This window comes from Klebsiella terrigena (assembly GCF_006539725.1).
Classification (GTDB): Bacteria; Pseudomonadota; Gammaproteobacteria; order Enterobacterales; family Enterobacteriaceae; genus Klebsiella; species Klebsiella terrigena.
On the sequence record NZ_BJNO01000028.1, the window covers coordinates 1 to 15,203 of the forward strand.

Annotated in this window: 20 protein-coding genes and 1 pseudogene; 9 read left to right on the forward strand and 12 right to left on the reverse strand. The window is 57.3% G+C overall.

Annotated features, from left to right (window positions below):
• From RTE01_RS23040 to RTE01_RS23060, 5 genes are all read right to left on the reverse strand, one after another.
• The coding region (locus RTE01_RS23040) for a BMC domain-containing protein (RefSeq protein WP_141335390.1) at nt 1–131 on the reverse strand (131 nt) is incomplete at its 3' end.
• Between the two features lie 424 nt (nt 132–555).
• On the reverse strand, nt 556–1,074 hold the full coding sequence (locus tag RTE01_RS23045) for a FidL-like protein (protein ID WP_041143878.1): 519 nt from the start codon (nt 1,072–1,074) through the stop codon (nt 556–558).
• Nucleotides 1,071–1,886 (reverse strand): winged helix-turn-helix domain-containing protein, encoded by an 816-nt coding sequence (locus RTE01_RS23050; RefSeq protein ID WP_134525208.1) that lies wholly within the window; start codon nt 1,884–1,886, stop codon nt 1,071–1,073. The genes RTE01_RS23045 and RTE01_RS23050 overlap by 4 nt, the downstream gene beginning before the upstream one ends.
• Before the next feature lie 44 nt (nt 1,887–1,930).
• A complete protein-coding gene (locus RTE01_RS23055; RefSeq protein ID WP_041143880.1) occupies nt 1,931–2,509 on the reverse strand; it encodes a TetR/AcrR family transcriptional regulator in 579 nt (192 codons plus the stop codon).
• Nucleotides 2,510–2,655: 146 nt separating this feature from the next.
• Nucleotides 2,656–3,438 (reverse strand): NAD(P)H-dependent oxidoreductase, encoded by a 783-nt coding sequence (locus RTE01_RS23060; protein ID WP_041143881.1) that lies wholly within the window; start codon nt 3,436–3,438, stop codon nt 2,656–2,658.
• 87 nt (nt 3,439–3,525) lie between these two features.
• Here RTE01_RS23060 and RTE01_RS23065 point away from each other — a divergent pair, with 87 nt between their 5' ends.
• From RTE01_RS23065 to RTE01_RS23080, 4 genes are all read left to right on the forward strand, one after another.
• A complete protein-coding gene (locus RTE01_RS23065) occupies nt 3,526–4,425 on the forward strand; it encodes a LysR family transcriptional regulator (protein ID WP_115193647.1) in 900 nt (299 codons plus the stop codon).
• A 3-nt stretch (nt 4,426–4,428) separates the two neighbouring features.
• The gene (locus RTE01_RS23070; protein ID WP_041143883.1) at nt 4,429–4,848 is read left to right on the forward strand and encodes a FosA family fosfomycin resistance glutathione transferase; all 420 of its coding nucleotides are present in this window, start codon (nt 4,429–4,431) and stop codon (nt 4,846–4,848) included.
• 117 nt (nt 4,849–4,965) lie between these two features.
• Nucleotides 4,966–5,253 carry a BrnT family toxin gene (locus RTE01_RS23075; RefSeq protein WP_076946524.1) on the forward strand — a complete coding sequence of 96 codons (288 nt, stop codon included), beginning with the start codon at nt 4,966–4,968 and terminating at the stop codon, nt 5,251–5,253.
• Entirely contained in the window at nt 5,240–5,545 is a 306-nt protein-coding gene (locus RTE01_RS23080) for a BrnA antitoxin family protein (protein ID WP_134525209.1), read from the forward strand. Before RTE01_RS23075 ends, RTE01_RS23080 begins: the two co-directional genes overlap by 14 nt.
• Before the next feature lie 133 nt (nt 5,546–5,678).
• On the opposite strand, the gene symE is transcribed toward RTE01_RS23080, so the two are convergent.
• Entirely contained in the window at nt 5,679–6,014 is a 336-nt protein-coding gene (symE, locus tag RTE01_RS23085) for an endoribonuclease SymE (protein WP_134525210.1), read from the reverse strand.
• 224 nt (nt 6,015–6,238) lie between these two features.
• Nucleotides 6,239–6,502: pseudogene (locus tag RTE01_RS23090) on the reverse strand (type I restriction enzyme endonuclease domain-containing protein); the annotation flags it as partial.
• 521 nt (nt 6,503–7,023) lie between these two features.
• Here RTE01_RS23090 and RTE01_RS23095 point away from each other — a divergent pair.
• Nucleotides 7,024–7,464: a hypothetical protein gene (locus tag RTE01_RS23095; protein WP_218029267.1), complete on the forward strand. Its 441-nt coding sequence runs from the start codon at nt 7,024–7,026 to the stop codon at nt 7,462–7,464.
• Between the two features lie 255 nt (nt 7,465–7,719).
• On the opposite strand, the gene RTE01_RS23100 is transcribed toward RTE01_RS23095, so the two are convergent.
• On the reverse strand, nt 7,720–9,132 hold the full coding sequence (locus RTE01_RS23100; RefSeq protein ID WP_115193643.1) for an aminotransferase-like domain-containing protein: 1,413 nt from the start codon (nt 9,130–9,132) through the stop codon (nt 7,720–7,722).
• A gap of 177 nt (nt 9,133–9,309) precedes the next feature.
• On the opposite strand from RTE01_RS23100, the gene RTE01_RS23105 reads away from it, so the two are divergent.
• The 4 genes from RTE01_RS23105 to RTE01_RS23120 all read left to right on the forward strand — a co-directional run bounded on the left by RTE01_RS23105 (nt 9,310) and on the right by RTE01_RS23120 (nt 12,519).
• Nucleotides 9,310–9,474, forward strand: coding sequence for a DUF1127 domain-containing protein (locus RTE01_RS23105; RefSeq protein ID WP_071844881.1), 165 nt, complete (start codon nt 9,310–9,312; stop codon nt 9,472–9,474).
• A 452-nt stretch (nt 9,475–9,926) separates the two neighbouring features.
• Nucleotides 9,927–10,391, forward strand: a complete 465-nt coding sequence (locus tag RTE01_RS23110) for a MarR family winged helix-turn-helix transcriptional regulator (protein ID WP_041143887.1) — start codon at nt 9,927–9,929, stop codon at nt 10,389–10,391.
• A gap of 6 nt (nt 10,392–10,397) precedes the next feature.
• Nucleotides 10,398–11,465, forward strand: a complete 1,068-nt coding sequence (locus RTE01_RS23115) for an HlyD family secretion protein (protein ID WP_041143888.1) — start codon at nt 10,398–10,400, stop codon at nt 11,463–11,465.
• Nucleotides 11,455–12,519, forward strand: coding sequence for a DUF2955 domain-containing protein (locus tag RTE01_RS23120; protein WP_041143889.1), 1,065 nt, complete (start codon nt 11,455–11,457; stop codon nt 12,517–12,519). Before RTE01_RS23115 ends, RTE01_RS23120 begins: the two co-directional genes overlap by 11 nt.
• A 2-nt stretch (nt 12,520–12,521) precedes the next feature.
• Here the strand turns inward: RTE01_RS23120 and RTE01_RS23125 are convergent, their stop codons facing one another.
• From RTE01_RS23125 to RTE01_RS23140, 4 genes are all read right to left on the reverse strand, one after another.
• The gene (locus RTE01_RS23125) at nt 12,522–12,770 is read right to left on the reverse strand and encodes a DUF3343 domain-containing protein (RefSeq protein ID WP_115193638.1); all 249 of its coding nucleotides are present in this window, start codon (nt 12,768–12,770) and stop codon (nt 12,522–12,524) included.
• Nucleotides 12,767–13,534, reverse strand: a complete 768-nt coding sequence (gene yjiL, locus RTE01_RS23130; RefSeq protein WP_134525211.1) for a putative 2-hydroxyacyl-CoA dehydratase activator YjiL — start codon at nt 13,532–13,534, stop codon at nt 12,767–12,769. Before yjiL ends, RTE01_RS23125 begins: the two co-directional genes overlap by 4 nt.
• Nucleotides 13,535–13,543: 9 nt before the next feature.
• Entirely contained in the window at nt 13,544–14,695 is a 1,152-nt protein-coding gene (locus tag RTE01_RS23135; protein ID WP_076946486.1) for a double-cubane-cluster-containing anaerobic reductase, read from the reverse strand.
• Between the two features lie 108 nt (nt 14,696–14,803).
• Nucleotides 14,804–15,043, reverse strand: a complete 240-nt coding sequence (locus tag RTE01_RS23140) for a DUF2164 domain-containing protein (RefSeq protein WP_041143893.1) — start codon at nt 15,041–15,043, stop codon at nt 14,804–14,806.
• Between the last annotated feature and the right edge of the window lie 160 nt (nt 15,044–15,203).

A 15,203-nucleotide genomic window follows, 5' to 3' on the forward strand; every position in this document is an offset into this window, starting at 1 on the left:
ACGGTGACCAGCCCGGAGCCGATGTTTTCATAGCTAATCAGCTCGACGTTGGCGGATTTGCACATCGCATCCGCTGCTTCAATGCAGGCCACCAGGCCTTTGGTTTCAATAAGCCCCAATGCATCACCCATGGTTGTTCCTCCAGACAGGTTTGTGATTCGGGAAAACCGTCCGCGTAACGGCGTCAACACGCGGTAGCGGCGTTCGAGGTTCACTATAGGGAATGGCGGGAGAAGTGAAATTTAAATCCGTGAGAGTTACGTTTTTAGTTTTTTACTCTGTGATTTAGCGTTTTAAGGGCCTGTATTTATCTCTTTGTGCTGAGGTGGGCTGATAGAATTGGCTGCGGATGCGGCGCGTTTTTCGCCATCCTGGCGGGTGGCGGTAAATGTTAACGGGTTGCTAATTTAATGCTGGGGTCGGGTAATATACCCTTCACTTAAGTGTGGTTATGGTCATGTTTTCCGCCGGGAGCTAAACGCAAAAAGTGCGCTTTTACAGCATGAGGCGGCGCGGGAAAAAATGGGATGGGGCTGGCGCGGGCGGGGCAGGCCGTCAGTCGAGCTTGCTGCCGGACTTGAGGGTACAAACGTAGAGCGGCGAATTGATCGAGCTGAGCAGAATCGCCTTCTCGTTGAGCTTCTGGGCGTTGAGAAACAGCCCGTCGTGGCTGTCGGACATCTCGCGCATAAAGTAGGCGAAGATGACGTCAGGGGATTCGTCGATCGATGAGGCGCTGGATTCCCACCGGCTGATGCGGTAGTGGCGCTCGGTTGAGGAGATGCGTTTACTGGTGTAGCTGAATTTAACGTAGCGCTGCAGGTAGAGCCAGCCGGCGGCGGAATCGGTATAGCCTTCAACGACCATTGAGCCTTTGCCGTGGGCGGCAAAATTGAAGTGAATGTTGCCGTTAACGTTCTCTTTATCCATGTTTTCAAAGCGCATGATGGCTTTGGTCGAGCAGCTCATCACCCCGTCGTTTTCCGCCGGCAGCAGCTTCCAGGCGCTGAGCCCGGCAGCGGTGATAAACGCCAGGGCTGAGAGGGCGAAAAAAGGCCGGGGTGCGAGTCTCATTGCGGTTTCCAGGAGTAGTAGAAGTAGTTGTCGCAATAGCTGAAGGGGTTGTCTTCATGCATCGCGCAGTGGGCGAGGAAGACGCGGCCGAGACCGTTGGTCTCCAGCCGATCGCCGTAGAAGAAGACAAAACGTTCGCCGGGTTTGCACTCCAGCTTCAGCCGCTGGCGCACGGCGTCAAAGTTTTTGCCGTAGGCGGTGCCGGCCACGGAGCGCAGCATCTCATCGCTGGCCAGCAGTTCGCACTGGCTGTGGGTCATCTGCGTCAGGGTAATGGGGCGCGATTCGCTGCTGCCGAAGAAGCTGAAAAGCACCAGCAGCAGGGCGATGGTCAGCAGGCAGACGCCGGCGATATACCAGCAGGTGCCGCGCGCGTGCCGGGTTGGTTTCGGGCTCTGCCGCGTCGCCGGGGATTCGGCGTCCAGCTCCTCGGACGGAGACGACGGCGGCGGTTCCACCTGCGGCTCCGGCGGCACGGGGGCATCCAGCGGATGAACGGTGATTTCCGGGTTCAGCTGCAGCAGCCCGCGCGAGACGGTGACGATGATATTGTCTATCTCATAGTGGCGGAAGGTTTTACGCAGCATGCTCAGGTACTGATTGAGGTTGCTGTTCGAGGAGGTTAATCCGTTGTCGTCCCAGACCTTTTTGAGCACCTCATCGCGGCTAACAATCTCCGGATGACGCAGGAAAAACCACAGCAGCGCGCTGGCGGTGATCGACAGCTGGCTGTCCGCCTCATCGCTTCCCGGTAGGATTAGTGTGCCGTCCGTTGCATCATAAATGAGACGGCCATTGATGTTGTAGCGCATCGCGGCCTCAATCTAATCGCCTGACTTATCAGGCTCAACGTGCTTCACGCGGGAAGCGTCATCCTCGTCAGATCGCTGACCAGCGACCGCCGGTGTTCGGCGCTCATGGTGCGCCCCTCGGTTAACTCCGATAGCCAGATGCCGTCCGCCGCGTAGCGTACCAGGGTGCCGGTGTGGCCGTTGTCCAGCGCATCGCCCTGCGCGAGGTGATCCAGCATCCAGTCGCGCCAGCATTTTCGCAGCACCGGCTCATCCGGCATCGCCAGCGACAGCACCATTAGCTGCCGACTTTCATGGGTATCGGTCAGGTCGGATAAATAGTGCAGATAGGCGCGGGTAAAGCGGCCATAAGAGATATTGTCGGCGGCCATCAGCGCCGAAATCGCTTCTTCCATAATCGCCAGCAGGCGGGCGAAGAGGGCAAAAATCAGCGCCTGCTTGTTGGGGAAGTGGTGCAAAAGACCGCCTTTGCTCACCCCTGCTTCGCGCGCCACGGCGTTTAGCGACAGCGAGGCGATACCGTCTCTGCCGGCAATCATCGCCGCGGATTCCAGCAGCTGCTGATGCAGGCGGACGGGGTCTTTTTTTCGGTGTTGGGCTTCCATGTTCATGGCCTGAATCATACCGACCAGACGGTATGATTATTCTTGATCGCTATCAATGTGCGGGGGAGTGGACGGCGGTGGAATGCCGTTATTGCGCGGAGGCTCACAATTCGTCATATAAATGATGGCGATATACTCTTTGCCAGAGATATCACCATCGCAGATTACGCGTCGTGCTGGTGTACCGCAAAGCCACTCTGTCCCGGTGACAGCTCCGGGCGCAGCGTCAGGGATGGGATCAAATAGTCGCCGTAATTTTGCCGGCGGAACGGGATTGGCGCGGTGCTCGCCAGCGTATCCAGCCGCTGCCCCAGTTCGCGGCACTGCTGCATAAAGCGCTGCTCGTCCGTTTTCTCGGTGCGGTAGAACACCAGCGGTGGCAGCACCTCAAAGCCGGGATAAAACAGCATCCCGTGCTGGATCGGAAACAGGATATCGTTAATCGGTCCGTTAATGCCGCGCGGGGCGTAGTGCTCCTCCCAGCCGCCGGTGGTGACAACCAGCATCGCCCGTTTGCCTGCCAGGGTGCCTTCGCCGTAGCGGTCGCCCCAGTGGCGGTCGCTTTGCTCCCCGACGCCGTAGGCAAAACCATTGGCGTAAACCCGGTCAATCCAGCCTTTCATAATGGCGGGCATCGAGAACCACCACAGCGGAAACTGGAAAATCACCGTATCCGCCCACAGCAGCTTCTCCTGTTCTGCAACAATATCCGCGCTTTGGGTTCCCTGTTCAAAGGCCTGCTTTGAATCGAGGGTCGAGCGCCAGAACTCGCCGACCGGCGGGGCGCTGCTGTCGTCAGCATCAAAGCCCGCTTTCCAGCGCATGGCGTAGAGATCGGAAACCTGCACCTCGTGGCCGGCATTGTGCAGATGCTGGACGGCAAAATCTTTTAGCGTGCCATTCAGGGAGCGCGGTTGCGGATGGGCGTAAATCAGCAGTACTTTCATGAGAATCACCTCTGAGTCATGGAGAGCTGCAGAGTAGGCGGCTGGCCGCTATAGTAGAAATTAATTACTTAAATCCCAGGTATAGCCGTGATTAATTTACATCGTCTGGATCTCAACCTGCTGCGCACCCTCGACGTGCTGCTGAGCGAGAATAACGTCACCCGAGCGGCGCAGCGGCTGAACCTGTCGCAGCCGTCGGTCAGCATCCAGCTGGCGCGCCTGCGGGAAATTTTTGCCGACCCGCTGCTGCTGCCCGGTCCGCGCGGGATGCTGCCCACCGCCCGCGCCGATGCGCTACGCGGGCCATTGCGTGATGCCCTGCAGGCGCTGGAGCTGGCTGTCGCTCCCGCCGACAGCTTCGACCCGCTGACGGCGGCGCAGACCTGGCGAATAGCGGCGACGGACTATATGGCCTCGGCGATCCTGCTGCCGGCGCTGAATATCCTGCGTCGCGCGTCTCCGTCGAGCCGGATGGCGGTCTTCGATCTTCAGCCTTCGCGCCTGGTACAGCAGGCGGAGCGCGACGAGGTCGATCTCTTCTTTCATACCCGCGACGGCGCCCCGGCGGAGCTGCATCAGCGGCTGCTGTTCAGCGAGCGCTACGTGCTGGCGGGCAGGGCGGGGCATCCGGCGCTAACGGCGTCGTTGAACCTGGCGCAGTTTTGCCTGCTGGATCAGGTTATGGTCTCTCCGGACGGCGGCGGCTTCAGCGCCGCGACCGATATCGCGCTGGCCAACCTTGGGCTTTCGCGGCGGGTTGTCCTCTCGGTGCCACATTTCCTGTTTATGCTGGAAACGCTGCGCAGCAGCGATCTGGTCGCCATGCTGCCGGAGCGGCTGCTGCGCGGGATAAGCGGGCTGACGGTTATCGAACCGCCGCTGGCAATTGCCGGGTTTGATATGCTGATGCTGTGGCACGAACGCTGGCATCGCGACCCGGCGCACCGCTGGCTGCGCCAGCAAATTGTGAGTTCACTGGAGGATTGAGCCATGTTAAGCGGATTGAATCACCTGACCCTGGCGGTCAGCAGCCTGGCGCCGAGCGTGGCGTTTTATCAGCAGCTGCTGGGAATGAGGCTGCACGCGCGATGGGATAGCGGCGCCTATCTCTCCTGCGGCGACCTGTGGCTGTGCCTGTCCCTCGATCCGCAGCGGCGCATTACTCCACCGGAGGAGAGCGACTACACCCACTACGCGTTTAGCGTCGCCGAAGCCGATTTCGCCGGGTTCAGCGCGCGTCTGGAAACGGCCGGCGTGGCGGTGTGGAAGGTGAACCGCAGCGAAGGGGCGTCGCACTACTTTCTCGACCCCGACGGGCACAAGCTGGAGCTGCACGTCGGCAGCCTCGCCCAGCGCCTGGCGGCGTGTCGCGAACAGCCGTATAAAGGGATGGTGTTTTTCGACGAGTGAATAGGGCATAACCTTTACAAAACAGCCCCTGGAAATGTGAGGCTTTTTCCAACATTGATCGTATACTTGCCTGATAATTGTCTATACGTTTTTGTATATACAATTGGGATAAATGCTATGCCAATGGAGTTTGAATGGGATGCAAACAAGGCAGCAAGCAATCTAAGAAAACATGGAATTCGGTTCGAGGAAGCGGTACTGGTTTTTGACGATCCGCAGCATCTTTCCCACCAGGATCGTTATGAAAACGGTGAGCATCGATGGCAAACCATCGGCCTTGTTCATGGAATTATCGTTATTCTTGTGGTGCATTCGGTCCGTTTTGAAAGCGGGGCTGAAGTGATTCGTATCATCAGCGCCCGGAAAGCGGACGGCAAAGAGAGGAGTCGTTATGAGCACAGTTAAATACAAGCGCGACAATCCGGCCGGGCTTAGCGCTCAGCGTGAAGACGAACTCAGAGCGCTGGCGAAGAAAGCGGATGGCGAAATTGATTACAGCGATATCCCCGCTTCAGGTGATGAACAGTGGCCGGACGCGGTGCGCGGTAAATTCTACCGACCGTTGAAAACCCAGGCCTCTGTCCGCATCGACGCTGATGTGATGGAGTGGCTTAAACGCCCGGGAAAAGGCTATCAAACCCGGCTGAACGCGATTCTGCGGGAAGCCATGCTGCGCGAGCAGAATAAGAAATTGTAACTATTCCCGACGTTCGGTGCGCGATAGAGATTGCCCCACTGGGGGCGCTTGCCGCGTCTTGTGGAGCGACGAGTCAGCAGGCGACCGGGAAAACCCGTAGCCCCGGTAAGCAAAGCGCCACCGGGGATTGAGCTTATGCCAGCTTAGGTTTTTGCCCGGCGATCGCGTCGATTAACACCTGTACCTGTTTCTGCTTGCGCGCCGACAGCTTGCTGACCTGGCGCAGAGAGGCGGTGAGTTCCGGCTCCGACTGCCTGGCGGTAATCACGATGCAGCCGTTCATCACCTTAAGATCCACTTCGGTGCCGGTGGCAAAACCCGCCTCCTCCAGCCACTGACCCTTCATGGTCAACGCCGGAATACGCTGGTAATCAGGATGACGCGTCGCATAGCTCACGGTTAAATGACGGTTATTTGTAGGGGAGACTTCAGGATCGGTGAATTCTGCAATAGAATGCGGGGTAGTCATGATGGCTATTCCTCTAGAAATAGTGATTGTGATAAGCAGGACGCCCGTGTTGCTGCACGGGCGTCCTGCGCTAAATAACACCTGTAAATCTAACCAGTAAATAAAAATAAAGCCAGCTGAAAATAGGCAATAATAAAGATGCTACTGGAAATATTTATTTGGTCATTAAATTGATGGGAAATATAAACCAGACCGGATAAGCGAAGCGCCATCCGGCAATAAAATTAACGCATCGTGTTAATATGATGCTGTTTAAAATTCTCCGCCTGCGCCAGCACGCCCATATACACATCATCGTTCGCCACCGGCGGAAACTTATGCTTATGCAGCAGCAGAATGAGTTCCACCTTCAGTTTCGCTTTAATATCATCGCGCTTGCTCCAATCCGGGTACTTCGACGTGTTATCGACCACCGCCTTCATCTCTTTCGCCAGCGCCAGCATCTTGTCTTCTTCAAAGGTGAACTGATACTTATCGCGCATATGTGCCCATTTCGGTTTTAATATCGATCGGCAAAGGTGTTACTGCATAGTACGCGGCTGAATTTATTCAGTTTGTCTTGTTCTTTAAGTAACTATAAATGTTGATGAGTCTGCTCAAAAACCTCGGGTGTACAATCGGAGGCAATGAGTTTGGTGAGCCCTGGAAGGTCATGTTGGGCTTGAGTAGATTCGTCATGAAACATGCCGTCTTGTCGCAGGCTGGCAACCCGGTTAGCACGTGTATACCAAAAACCATGATGGTTTTATCGCTAAACGCGACCAACAGTCTCACGATATCCTGACCCCTGCTCAGCATTGTTTTCATTATTTTTCTGCGCGAAGTTCCTGAAGAAAGGGGCGAGTGATGGTGGATCTTGTACCATTTGACTGACTCCCTGATGCCCATAGTATTGATCATGGTTATATTTTATATCAAAAATCGAAATATATTCACTTAACCATTTATCAGGTATATGAAATAGCGCCAACTATATTTTTCCATTGATAGAGAAGGATTTTCAGGCAAAATGGTGAAGTGGATTTTATTGAGTCGTTATCATTATGAGGTGAACAACATGCGAGATTTTAATTCGGGCGACATTAAGGGCGATGTCACTATCAATGATCATTCAACTGAGAATAAATTTAAGCTATTAATTCATTGTGATAATGATGAATTACTTTCAGAAGAGCAGCATCGGTTAAAGGTTTTGACGAAGGAGAGGAAAAGAAAATCAACCCTCGCCTTAAAAATTTTGACCGGATGCGGTATTTTAATGCTCTTTGCCGGAGGGTGGTATTATATTCATGGTCAATGGGATCTGGTCTCTGGTTTGACCGGGTTCTCAGGCAGTTTGTTCAGTCTCGTGACTATTTGTCGCTCAGATGTACCAACTGCTTTTGAGAAAAGACAGCTAGATGCTTTACAGGAAATTAATCTCATTCTGAGAGAAAGGGATGTCAGATAGCTCGTATGACCATGGCCCTATGAGATTAGGGCCAAAAATTGAGCTTCACATGTAGGTTGAGACGAAGACCATGAATCAACATATTGGGTGAGAGCAGTGGCATATATGTTTTAGCTAATGAAGGGTGAGACATACGCAGTATTTGAGATAAAACCCGCAGGCGGCGCTTGCTGCGCCTTATCTGGACGAGGGGGTCCACAGCCCCGGTCAGCGCAGAGCCACCGGGGGGCAAGCCAGTTCGCTACGGCGAAAAACTCACTCCATTGCCGCCTTCACCGCGTCCCCCAGCTTCACCATCACCTCCCGGTGCTTATCGATTGGCGGCAGGGCGCAGTTGATCCTTAAGCAGTTGCGGTATTTACCTGAGGCTGAAAACAGCGAGCCCGGCGCGACCTGGATTTTCAGCTGGCACAGCTGCTTCGCGACGCAGACCATATCGACGTGCTCCGGCAGTTCGACCCACAGCATATAGCCGCCCTTCGGCCGGGTAACGCAGATGCCGCACGGGAAGTATTCCCGCAGCCAGCAGGTGTAAATTTCCATATTGCGCTGGTAGATCTGCCGCATCCGCCGCAGGTGGCGGTGGTAGTGGCCTTCGCGGATAAAGTTACAGGCGGCCAGCTGGGTGGAGGGCACGTTGGTGCCGCTGGCGGCGTATTTCATCTGCAGCAGGCGATCGTAGTAGCGGCCCGGCGCGATCCAGCCGATGCGCAGGCCCGGCGCGATAGTTTTGGTAAACGAGCTGCAGAGCATCACCCGGCCGTCGATATCCCACGAATGAATGGTGCGCGGGCGCGGGTAGTCGGTGGCCAGCTCGCCATAAATATCATCTTCGAAAATGACGATATCGTGGCGCTGGGCAAGAGTCAGCACCGCGCGCTTGCGGGCGTCAGGCATGATAAAGCCCTGCGGGTTATTGCAGTTCGGCACCAGGATAACGCCCTTGATCGGCCACTGCTCCAGCGCCAGCTCCAGGGCTTCGACGCTGATCCCGCTGTCCGGATCGGTGGGGATCTCAATGGCCTTCAGCCCCAAACCGCGCAGCAGCTGCATGGTGCCGTAATAGGACGGAGATTCGACGGCGACGATATCGCCGGGCTGGCACACCGAGAGCAGCGCCAGCGATAGCGCGCTGTGGCAGCCGCTGGTGATGATCAGATCGTCGGCGGTGAGCACCGAGCCGCCGTCGAGCATCAGGCGGGCGATTTGTTCGCGCAGCTCGCGGCGTCCGGCCAGCTCGTCGTAGTTCAGCACCTCGCTGAGATTGTGCTGGATAACCCGGCTCAGCTCGCGCCAGATGGGCTTCAGGCTCGGCTGGGTGACGTCAGGCGAGCCGCCGCCGAAAGGGATAATGCTTTTATCATTGCGCGCGTCGAGCATGGTCAGCACCTGATCCCACTGGGTGATTTCCACCGGGCGCTGGACCGGGCGCGACATCGGCGGTACCGGCGGCTGGGCTTTACGCGGGGCGACAAAGTAGCCGGAACGCGGCTGGGGGACGATCATCTGCTGCTGTTCAAGCGTCTGATAGGCCTGCTGCACGGTGCTGATGCTCACCCCGTGCTCCTGACTCAGGCTGCGAACCGAAGGCAGCTTCTCTCCGTGGCGATACAGCCCTTGCTCAATACGCTCCGCCAGCAGGCTGGCCAGATGTTGGTAACGCGTCATGCTGTATCCCTTATTGTCGCCATACAGATTGATAAACCAGTACAGATGGGCGGTGAAAATCCCACGCAGATACTGTTTTAGCCAATCTGTATGTTAAAGAAAAGAGTTTTTTGAATCTGTATTGTTTACCCTCAGATCCGCGAAGATAAAGCCTCTGGCAAGGTGAGGAGGTGGAGTATGGAATTTCATGAGAACCGCGTAAGACAGCCGTTTATTGGGTTTGTCCTGGCGGGCAGAGCGATCAAAAAATGGTGGCTGCGCAGGCAAACGCGCCGGGTTTTGCAGCGAATGAGCGACGAACAGCTGAAAGATGTCGGGCTGCGGCGGGATCAGCTCAATTAAAAAATGCGCTTGTCCCCGGACTGTGGCACAAGCGTGCTGTCCGGGCGACCGGCCTGCTCCCCGCAGGCTGCGAGCTGTCCCCGTCGAGGCCAGCAGTCTGCCTGGTCCGGCGCGGGCGGGAAGCTGGCGTCACTCGGGATGGTTACATTCACCGTATTTATCAATTAATGCTTCTTCTCCCTTCGTTTCTTGATACTTACCCTGATAAGTATTATTTTCCTCACAGCGACAAGCCCGGCCACCAGGGCTATTTTGCTTGTCATTTTGAACCCGGGCTGTGCTCGACAAAATACGAAAGTATTTTGCACGCCCTTCAGGGCGGCCCGGAGGGTGAGCGTAGCGAGTCACTCCTTACGTACTAACTGTACGTTCCGGTTTCTCCGCGCTGTCCGCGTTCAAACTGCCCGCGCCAACAACGCCTGGTGGGATTGGCGCTAAATGAGGAAAGAAAGATGACCGAAGACGAACTGTTTGCCCGCCGTCCGATGGGGATGCGCATGGCAATGGTGGTACGCCAGTGGCGTGCGACTATCGACGCCGCTCTCAACGATACCGGTATGACCCAGTCAAGCTGGACGGTGCTGATGCAGCTACATCAGCTGGGGTGCAACGTCTCGGTTAGCGAACTGGCGGAGGTGCAGGGCATTGAACTGCCGCCGCTGATGCGCACCCTTACTCAGCTGGAAAAGCAGGGCTATCTGCTGCGTTCCACATCGCCTTATGACAAACGCATACGCCTGCTGACGCTGACGGCGGAAGGCCTGACGAAACTGGAGGATCTGAATCGCGTGATTGAAACTTATCAATCCCGTGTCACGCGGACCATCCCGGAAGCAGACCTCGCCACCTTCAGCACCACCTTAAATCAAATCGCCTGCAATTTGCGGACAATCCGCGAAGAAGATAACAAGATCTAAAAAACTATGATGACGCCAGAACAAAAATTTGCCCGCTGGGTAAGGGTGAGCATTGCCGCTTTCCTGGCGATCTTCGCCTGGTTTATCGTTGCCGATATCTGGATCCCGCTCACGCCGGACTCCACGGTGATGCGCGTGGTGACGCCGGTATCGCCGCGGGTTTCCGGCTATGTCGCACAGGTCCACGTGCACAACAACAGCCAGGTGAAGAAAGGGGATCTGCTCTACGAGCTGGACCCAACGCCGTTTAGCAATAAAGTGCAGGCTGCGCAAATCGCCTTTGAGCAGGCGAAGCTGAGCAACCAGCAGCTGGACGCGCAGATCGCCGCCGCGCGCGCCAACCTGCGTACCGCGCAGTTCACCGCCCGTAACGACAAAGTTACGCTCGATCGCTATCAGCGCCTGAGCACAATGCAGAACGTCTCGCAGTCGGATCTGGATAAGGTGCGCACCACCTGGCAGACCAGCGAGCAGTCGGTCAGCGCGCTCAACGCCAGCATCCAGAATCTGCTGATCCAGCGCGGCGAACGCGACGATGCGCACAACGTGACGCTGCAAAAATACCGCAACGCGCTGGAGGAGGCGCAGCTGAACCTCGCGTGGAGCAGGATCTACGCCGAAACCGACGGCATGGTCAGCAACCTTCAGCTTAGCCCCGGCCTGTATGCCACCGCCGCCACGCCGCTGCTGGCGCTGGTGAGCAACCATACGGATATCGTCGCCGATTTTCGCGAGAAGAGCCTGCGCCATACCGGCGTGAATACCGACGCCGCGGTGGTCTTTGATGCGCTGCCGGGCAAAGTTTACCCGGCGCACGTCACCAGCAGCGACGCCGGGATTTTGGCCGGCCAGGAGCAGGTTAACGGCCAGCTGTCGCAGCCGGAGCAGTCCACGCGCTGGGTACGTGACGCCCAGCGGATGCGCATTCACGTCGAGCTTGACGAGCCGCTCGACAAACCGCTGCCGACCGGCGCCCGCGCGACGGTACAGCTGTACAACAGCGACGGTCCGTTTGCCCGCACCTTTGCTGGCGTGCAGATCCATCTGGTGAGCCTGCTGCACTATGTCTATTAATACGCTGGCCCGGGTTTTTACGCCGCACGGCAATATCGTCTATACGGCGAATGATTTTCGCCAGACGCTGCGCATCGCCGTCGCCGGAACCGTCGCCCTGAGCATTTCAACCTTCTATGACGTGCAGTACGGGGTTTTCTTCGTGGTCTATCCGCTGATGCTGCTGTCGCTGGTGCCGGTGTTTAACCGCCACGTCGCGCGGCAGTTTATCTTCAGCGCCGCGGTAAACTGCGTGGAAATGGTGCTGATCGTCGGCTATCTGTCGCAGTGGCCGGTGATTATGACGCTGGTGGTCTTCGGCCTCTACGTGATGCGCTTTCGTTTTATGAGCCAGGGGCCGCTGTTTCTGCTGGGCTCGATGGGCGTGGTCTGTCAAAGCACGATGCTCAACTTTATGAGCTATCCCACCAGCAACTGGCATACGCTGATGTTTTCCAATATCGAAGCCTGCGTGATGGCGGTGGCCCTCAGCGCGCTGCTGAACTATCTGATCCCGGACGTTGAGCCGCGCCAGCCGCCGCCGCGGATTGAGAAGGATGCCGCCCGTATTCGCCATGAATCGCTGCTTTCCGGCAGCGTTGCGACAATGATTTTCGTCGTTTTCCAGATCTGCGATCTCAGCGATTCGCTGTCAGCGCTGATGGCCGGGATCCTGATCCTCTTCCCGATGCACTACCGCGGCGCGGTGATCAGCTCCATCTGGCGCGTGGTGGGCGTGGTGCTGGCCTGTCTCTACATTCTGGTGGTGCAGCTGCTTATTTATGATTTCAGCAACCATATGGTGCTGATGATGCCGCTGATCGCGCTCGGCCTGGCCTTCAGCGCGCGCCTCCACGTGATGGAGAAAGTCGGGGCCGGCGTGGGCTTCGCCAGCATCACCACCATCGGCATCATGTTTGGTCAGAACCTGCACCCGGATCAGGACCTGATCTTCAGCGATCTGTACCGGATAAGCTCGGTCACTATCTCGCTTATCGTCACCCTGACGCTGGTGTTTCTCGTCCACCGCATCCTGAACTGCTTTGCGCCGACGCGGTTCATTATTAGCGAATAGGATCAGGCAGGGAAGGTGGCGATGCAGCGCCACTCTTCGGCGACGTAGCGATAAATCGCCTCCGTGGCGCCGGGAATGACCCACCGCTGCTCCTCTCCCGGCAGGCAGCGAAGAGAGATGCACAGGCCGCAGCCGCCGCGCAGCTGGCGCGGGATATCCTTCACCTGGAAGGCGATCCCCGCCGCCTGCAGGGCCTTGCGGGTGCGTACGACCCCCGGCGTCGAGTGAAATAAAAACAGATACTCCGTCATCTGCGGCGCCTCTGGCGCAGGCCTATCAGCGCCGCGCCAACCGCGCCGGCAAACTGGGCATCGGGATGGGTGTGCACCGCGATCCCGGCGTGGCCTTCGAGCATGCGCGCAAAGGCCGCGCAGCGGCTGACGCCGCCGGTAAACAGCAGCGGTCCCTGGGCTGAAAGCCGGGCGATAAAGTTGGCGCTGCGGCGGGCCATGGCGTTGATCACGCCGGCCAGAATCGCTTCCGGCGCGACGCCCGCCGAGCGCAGGCTAATCACTTCGGATTCGGCAAATACCGTGCACATGCTGGTGATCGCGTGTGGCTCGACGCCTTCGGTGATGCTATCCAGCTGCGCGACGCTGGCGCCAAGGGTGCGCGAGATAACCTCCAGAAAGCGCCCGGTGCCCGCCGCGCATTTATCGTTCATCAGGAAGTCGGTGAGATTGCCGTCTTCATCGAGCTGGATGACCTTGCTATCCTGGCCGCCAATATCGATAACCATGCGGGTGGCGGGTGCCAGAAGACGCGCGCCGAGGCCGTGGCAGGAGATCTCCGTCACCTGCTTATCGGCAAAATCCACCAGCTGGCGGCCGTAGCCGGTTAAGGTTAAAAATGGCCGCTCGCTAAGTCCGGCGCTAAGGGTTTGCCACGCCTCGTTGATGGCGTCGGCCGGGCGAAAGGGCGTCGGGCAGAGAAAGCGTCGCTGGATAACGCCCTCTTTCAGCAGGATGCCCTTCGTGGCGGTGGATCCGGAATCAATACCTACCGTAAAAGTCACGCGTGCTCCTTACAGCATCTCAATGAAGGCCGCGACGCGGGTGCTGAGCTGGCCGATGTCCGCCGTCGAATAGTCGGTCTCAATCGCGATGTAGGGGAGGTTGTGCCGCTGGCGAACGTGGCGCTTAATCGCCATCGATTCAACCGCATAGGTATGACAGGCCTGCAGGATGACGTCCACCACGCCGTCGGCCTGATACTCGTCAACCATCTGGCTAAGCAGGGTTAAGCGCTGGTCGTTTGGCGAGATGCACGAGCAGCCGATGGCGAGATACTTATCGGTCAGCGCATCGTAAACGTCGCCCGTCTCCTCCACGCAGCGCTCGGTGGCCTTGGCGCCGGTGCAGTTTTCAAAGCCCACCACCCAGCCGCCGTTCTCTTCAATGGCGCGCACGACTTTTTCCGCCGCGCCGCCAATCGGGCAGCCGGTGATCAGAATGCGCGGACGAGCCGCCAGCCGCTGACCATCCTGCCACTGCTGGCGCACGCGATCGGCCATATCGTCGAGCTCGTCGCTTAGCGCGGCTTTATCAAAGCGGAAGGTCGCGCCGTACACCACTTTCAGAATATCGCTGCCGCTGAGGGCGGGAGGATTGAGCTGCCCGACGCGATAGAAGTTCGCCAGCGCCCGCCGCTCGCGGTTCTTAAGGCGCACGGCGTCGCGCAGCGCGGCTTCGCTGATTGTGCGGCCAAAGCGCTCCTCGACCGCCCGCTGCAGGCGCAGGATCTCGGCTTTCCACAGCGCGCGGGAGGCATCGTCGTTGGCGCTGTTCGGCAGCTGCATTACGTGAACCGGCTTGAATTCGGCCATGTACTCATACATTTTCTTTTTGCCGTCGCAGGTGGTTTCACCCACTACCAGGTCGGAAAAATAGAAGTAGGGGCATTTATCCGTTTTGCCAAACCCGTAGCTGCTTTTAATCAGCGGGCAGAGATTACGCGGCAGATCTTTTTCCGCCTCTTCGATGGTTTCATCCGAGGTTGAGCACAGCGAGACGACGACGGCGCCTGCCGCCATCGGGATCTCCTGGGGCATAAACGTGCAGTAGGTTCCGACCAGGGGGATATTTTGCTCTTTCAGGTCCATCACCGTGAGAAAGCCCTTCTGGCGGGCCTCGGAGAACTGGTCAAAAATGGCGGGTAGATCGGTAATTAGCGACATGGTTTTCCTTCCCCGTACACGGGAGATAATGAAAGAGTCGCATTATAACCATGTCAATAGTGTGTGTTTATTGATCTCCCGCCGATGTCGGCCTATTGCGGGGCAACATCAGAACACTTTCTTTGCGTCCATCTCTTCCTGGATCCGCTCGCTGTAGGCCACGTGGGTGCGAATGGCTTCCTCAATCCCGGCGTTATAAAACAGGGGGCCCAGCTGTTCGGCGATAAAATCCACGAAGAACTCGGCATCAAACTGCTCAAGCTCAAGGTCAAAATTTCTTTCGCAGTAGGTACATAGCTTTTCGCGAAGCTGCTCGCGCTCGCCGGGGCTCAGATTGATTTCAGCCATTTTTACTCCTTAAAAAGTGCTCTGGATCCGCGGCAAGCTCGGCGGGGGATCCCACGATCCGACGCCGGTAACGGGCCTGGCTCTGCCGCCAGAAAGTCGATAAACGATCCTACCTTAGGATTGCCGTATTTGCCGGGAAAATAGAGCGCATGCGTTTCAC

Bases quoted from the DNA above. Each gene is read 5' to 3' on its own strand.
- RTE01_RS23045 (WP_041143878.1), bottom strand. From the start codon at position 1,074: ATGAGACTCGCACCCCGGCCTTTTTTCGCCCTCTCAGCCCTGGCGTTT.
- RTE01_RS23050 (WP_134525208.1), bottom strand. From the start codon at position 1,886: ATGCGCTACAACATCAATGGCCGTCTCATTTATGATGCAACGGACGGC.
- RTE01_RS23055 (WP_041143880.1), bottom strand. From the start codon at position 2,509: ATGATTCAGGCCATGAACATGGAAGCCCAACACCGAAAAAAAGACCCC.
- RTE01_RS23060 (WP_041143881.1), bottom strand. From the start codon at position 3,438: ATGAAAGTACTGCTGATTTACGCCCATCCGCAACCGCGCTCCCTGAAT.
- RTE01_RS23070 (WP_041143883.1), top strand. From the start codon at position 4,429: ATGTTAAGCGGATTGAATCACCTGACCCTGGCGGTCAGCAGCCTGGCG.
- RTE01_RS23075 (WP_076946524.1), top strand. From the start codon at position 4,966: ATGCCAATGGAGTTTGAATGGGATGCAAACAAGGCAGCAAGCAATCTA.
- RTE01_RS23080 (WP_134525209.1), top strand. From the start codon at position 5,240: ATGAGCACAGTTAAATACAAGCGCGACAATCCGGCCGGGCTTAGCGCT.
- symE (WP_134525210.1), bottom strand. From the start codon at position 6,014: ATGACTACCCCGCATTCTATTGCAGAATTCACCGATCCTGAAGTCTCC.
- RTE01_RS23095 (WP_218029267.1), top strand. From the start codon at position 7,024: ATGGTGAAGTGGATTTTATTGAGTCGTTATCATTATGAGGTGAACAAC.
- RTE01_RS23100 (WP_115193643.1), bottom strand. From the start codon at position 9,132: ATGACGCGTTACCAACATCTGGCCAGCCTGCTGGCGGAGCGTATTGAG.
- RTE01_RS23105 (WP_071844881.1), top strand. From the start codon at position 9,310: ATGGAATTTCATGAGAACCGCGTAAGACAGCCGTTTATTGGGTTTGTC.
- RTE01_RS23110 (WP_041143887.1), top strand. From the start codon at position 9,927: ATGACCGAAGACGAACTGTTTGCCCGCCGTCCGATGGGGATGCGCATG.
- RTE01_RS23115 (WP_041143888.1), top strand. From the start codon at position 10,398: ATGATGACGCCAGAACAAAAATTTGCCCGCTGGGTAAGGGTGAGCATT.
- RTE01_RS23120 (WP_041143889.1), top strand. From the start codon at position 11,455: ATGTCTATTAATACGCTGGCCCGGGTTTTTACGCCGCACGGCAATATC.
- RTE01_RS23125 (WP_115193638.1), bottom strand. From the start codon at position 12,770: ATGACGGAGTATCTGTTTTTATTTCACTCGACGCCGGGGGTCGTACGC.
- RTE01_RS23135 (WP_076946486.1), bottom strand. From the start codon at position 14,695: ATGTCGCTAATTACCGATCTACCCGCCATTTTTGACCAGTTCTCCGAG.
- RTE01_RS23140 (WP_041143893.1), bottom strand. From the start codon at position 15,043: ATGGCTGAAATCAATCTGAGCCCCGGCGAGCGCGAGCAGCTTCGCGAA.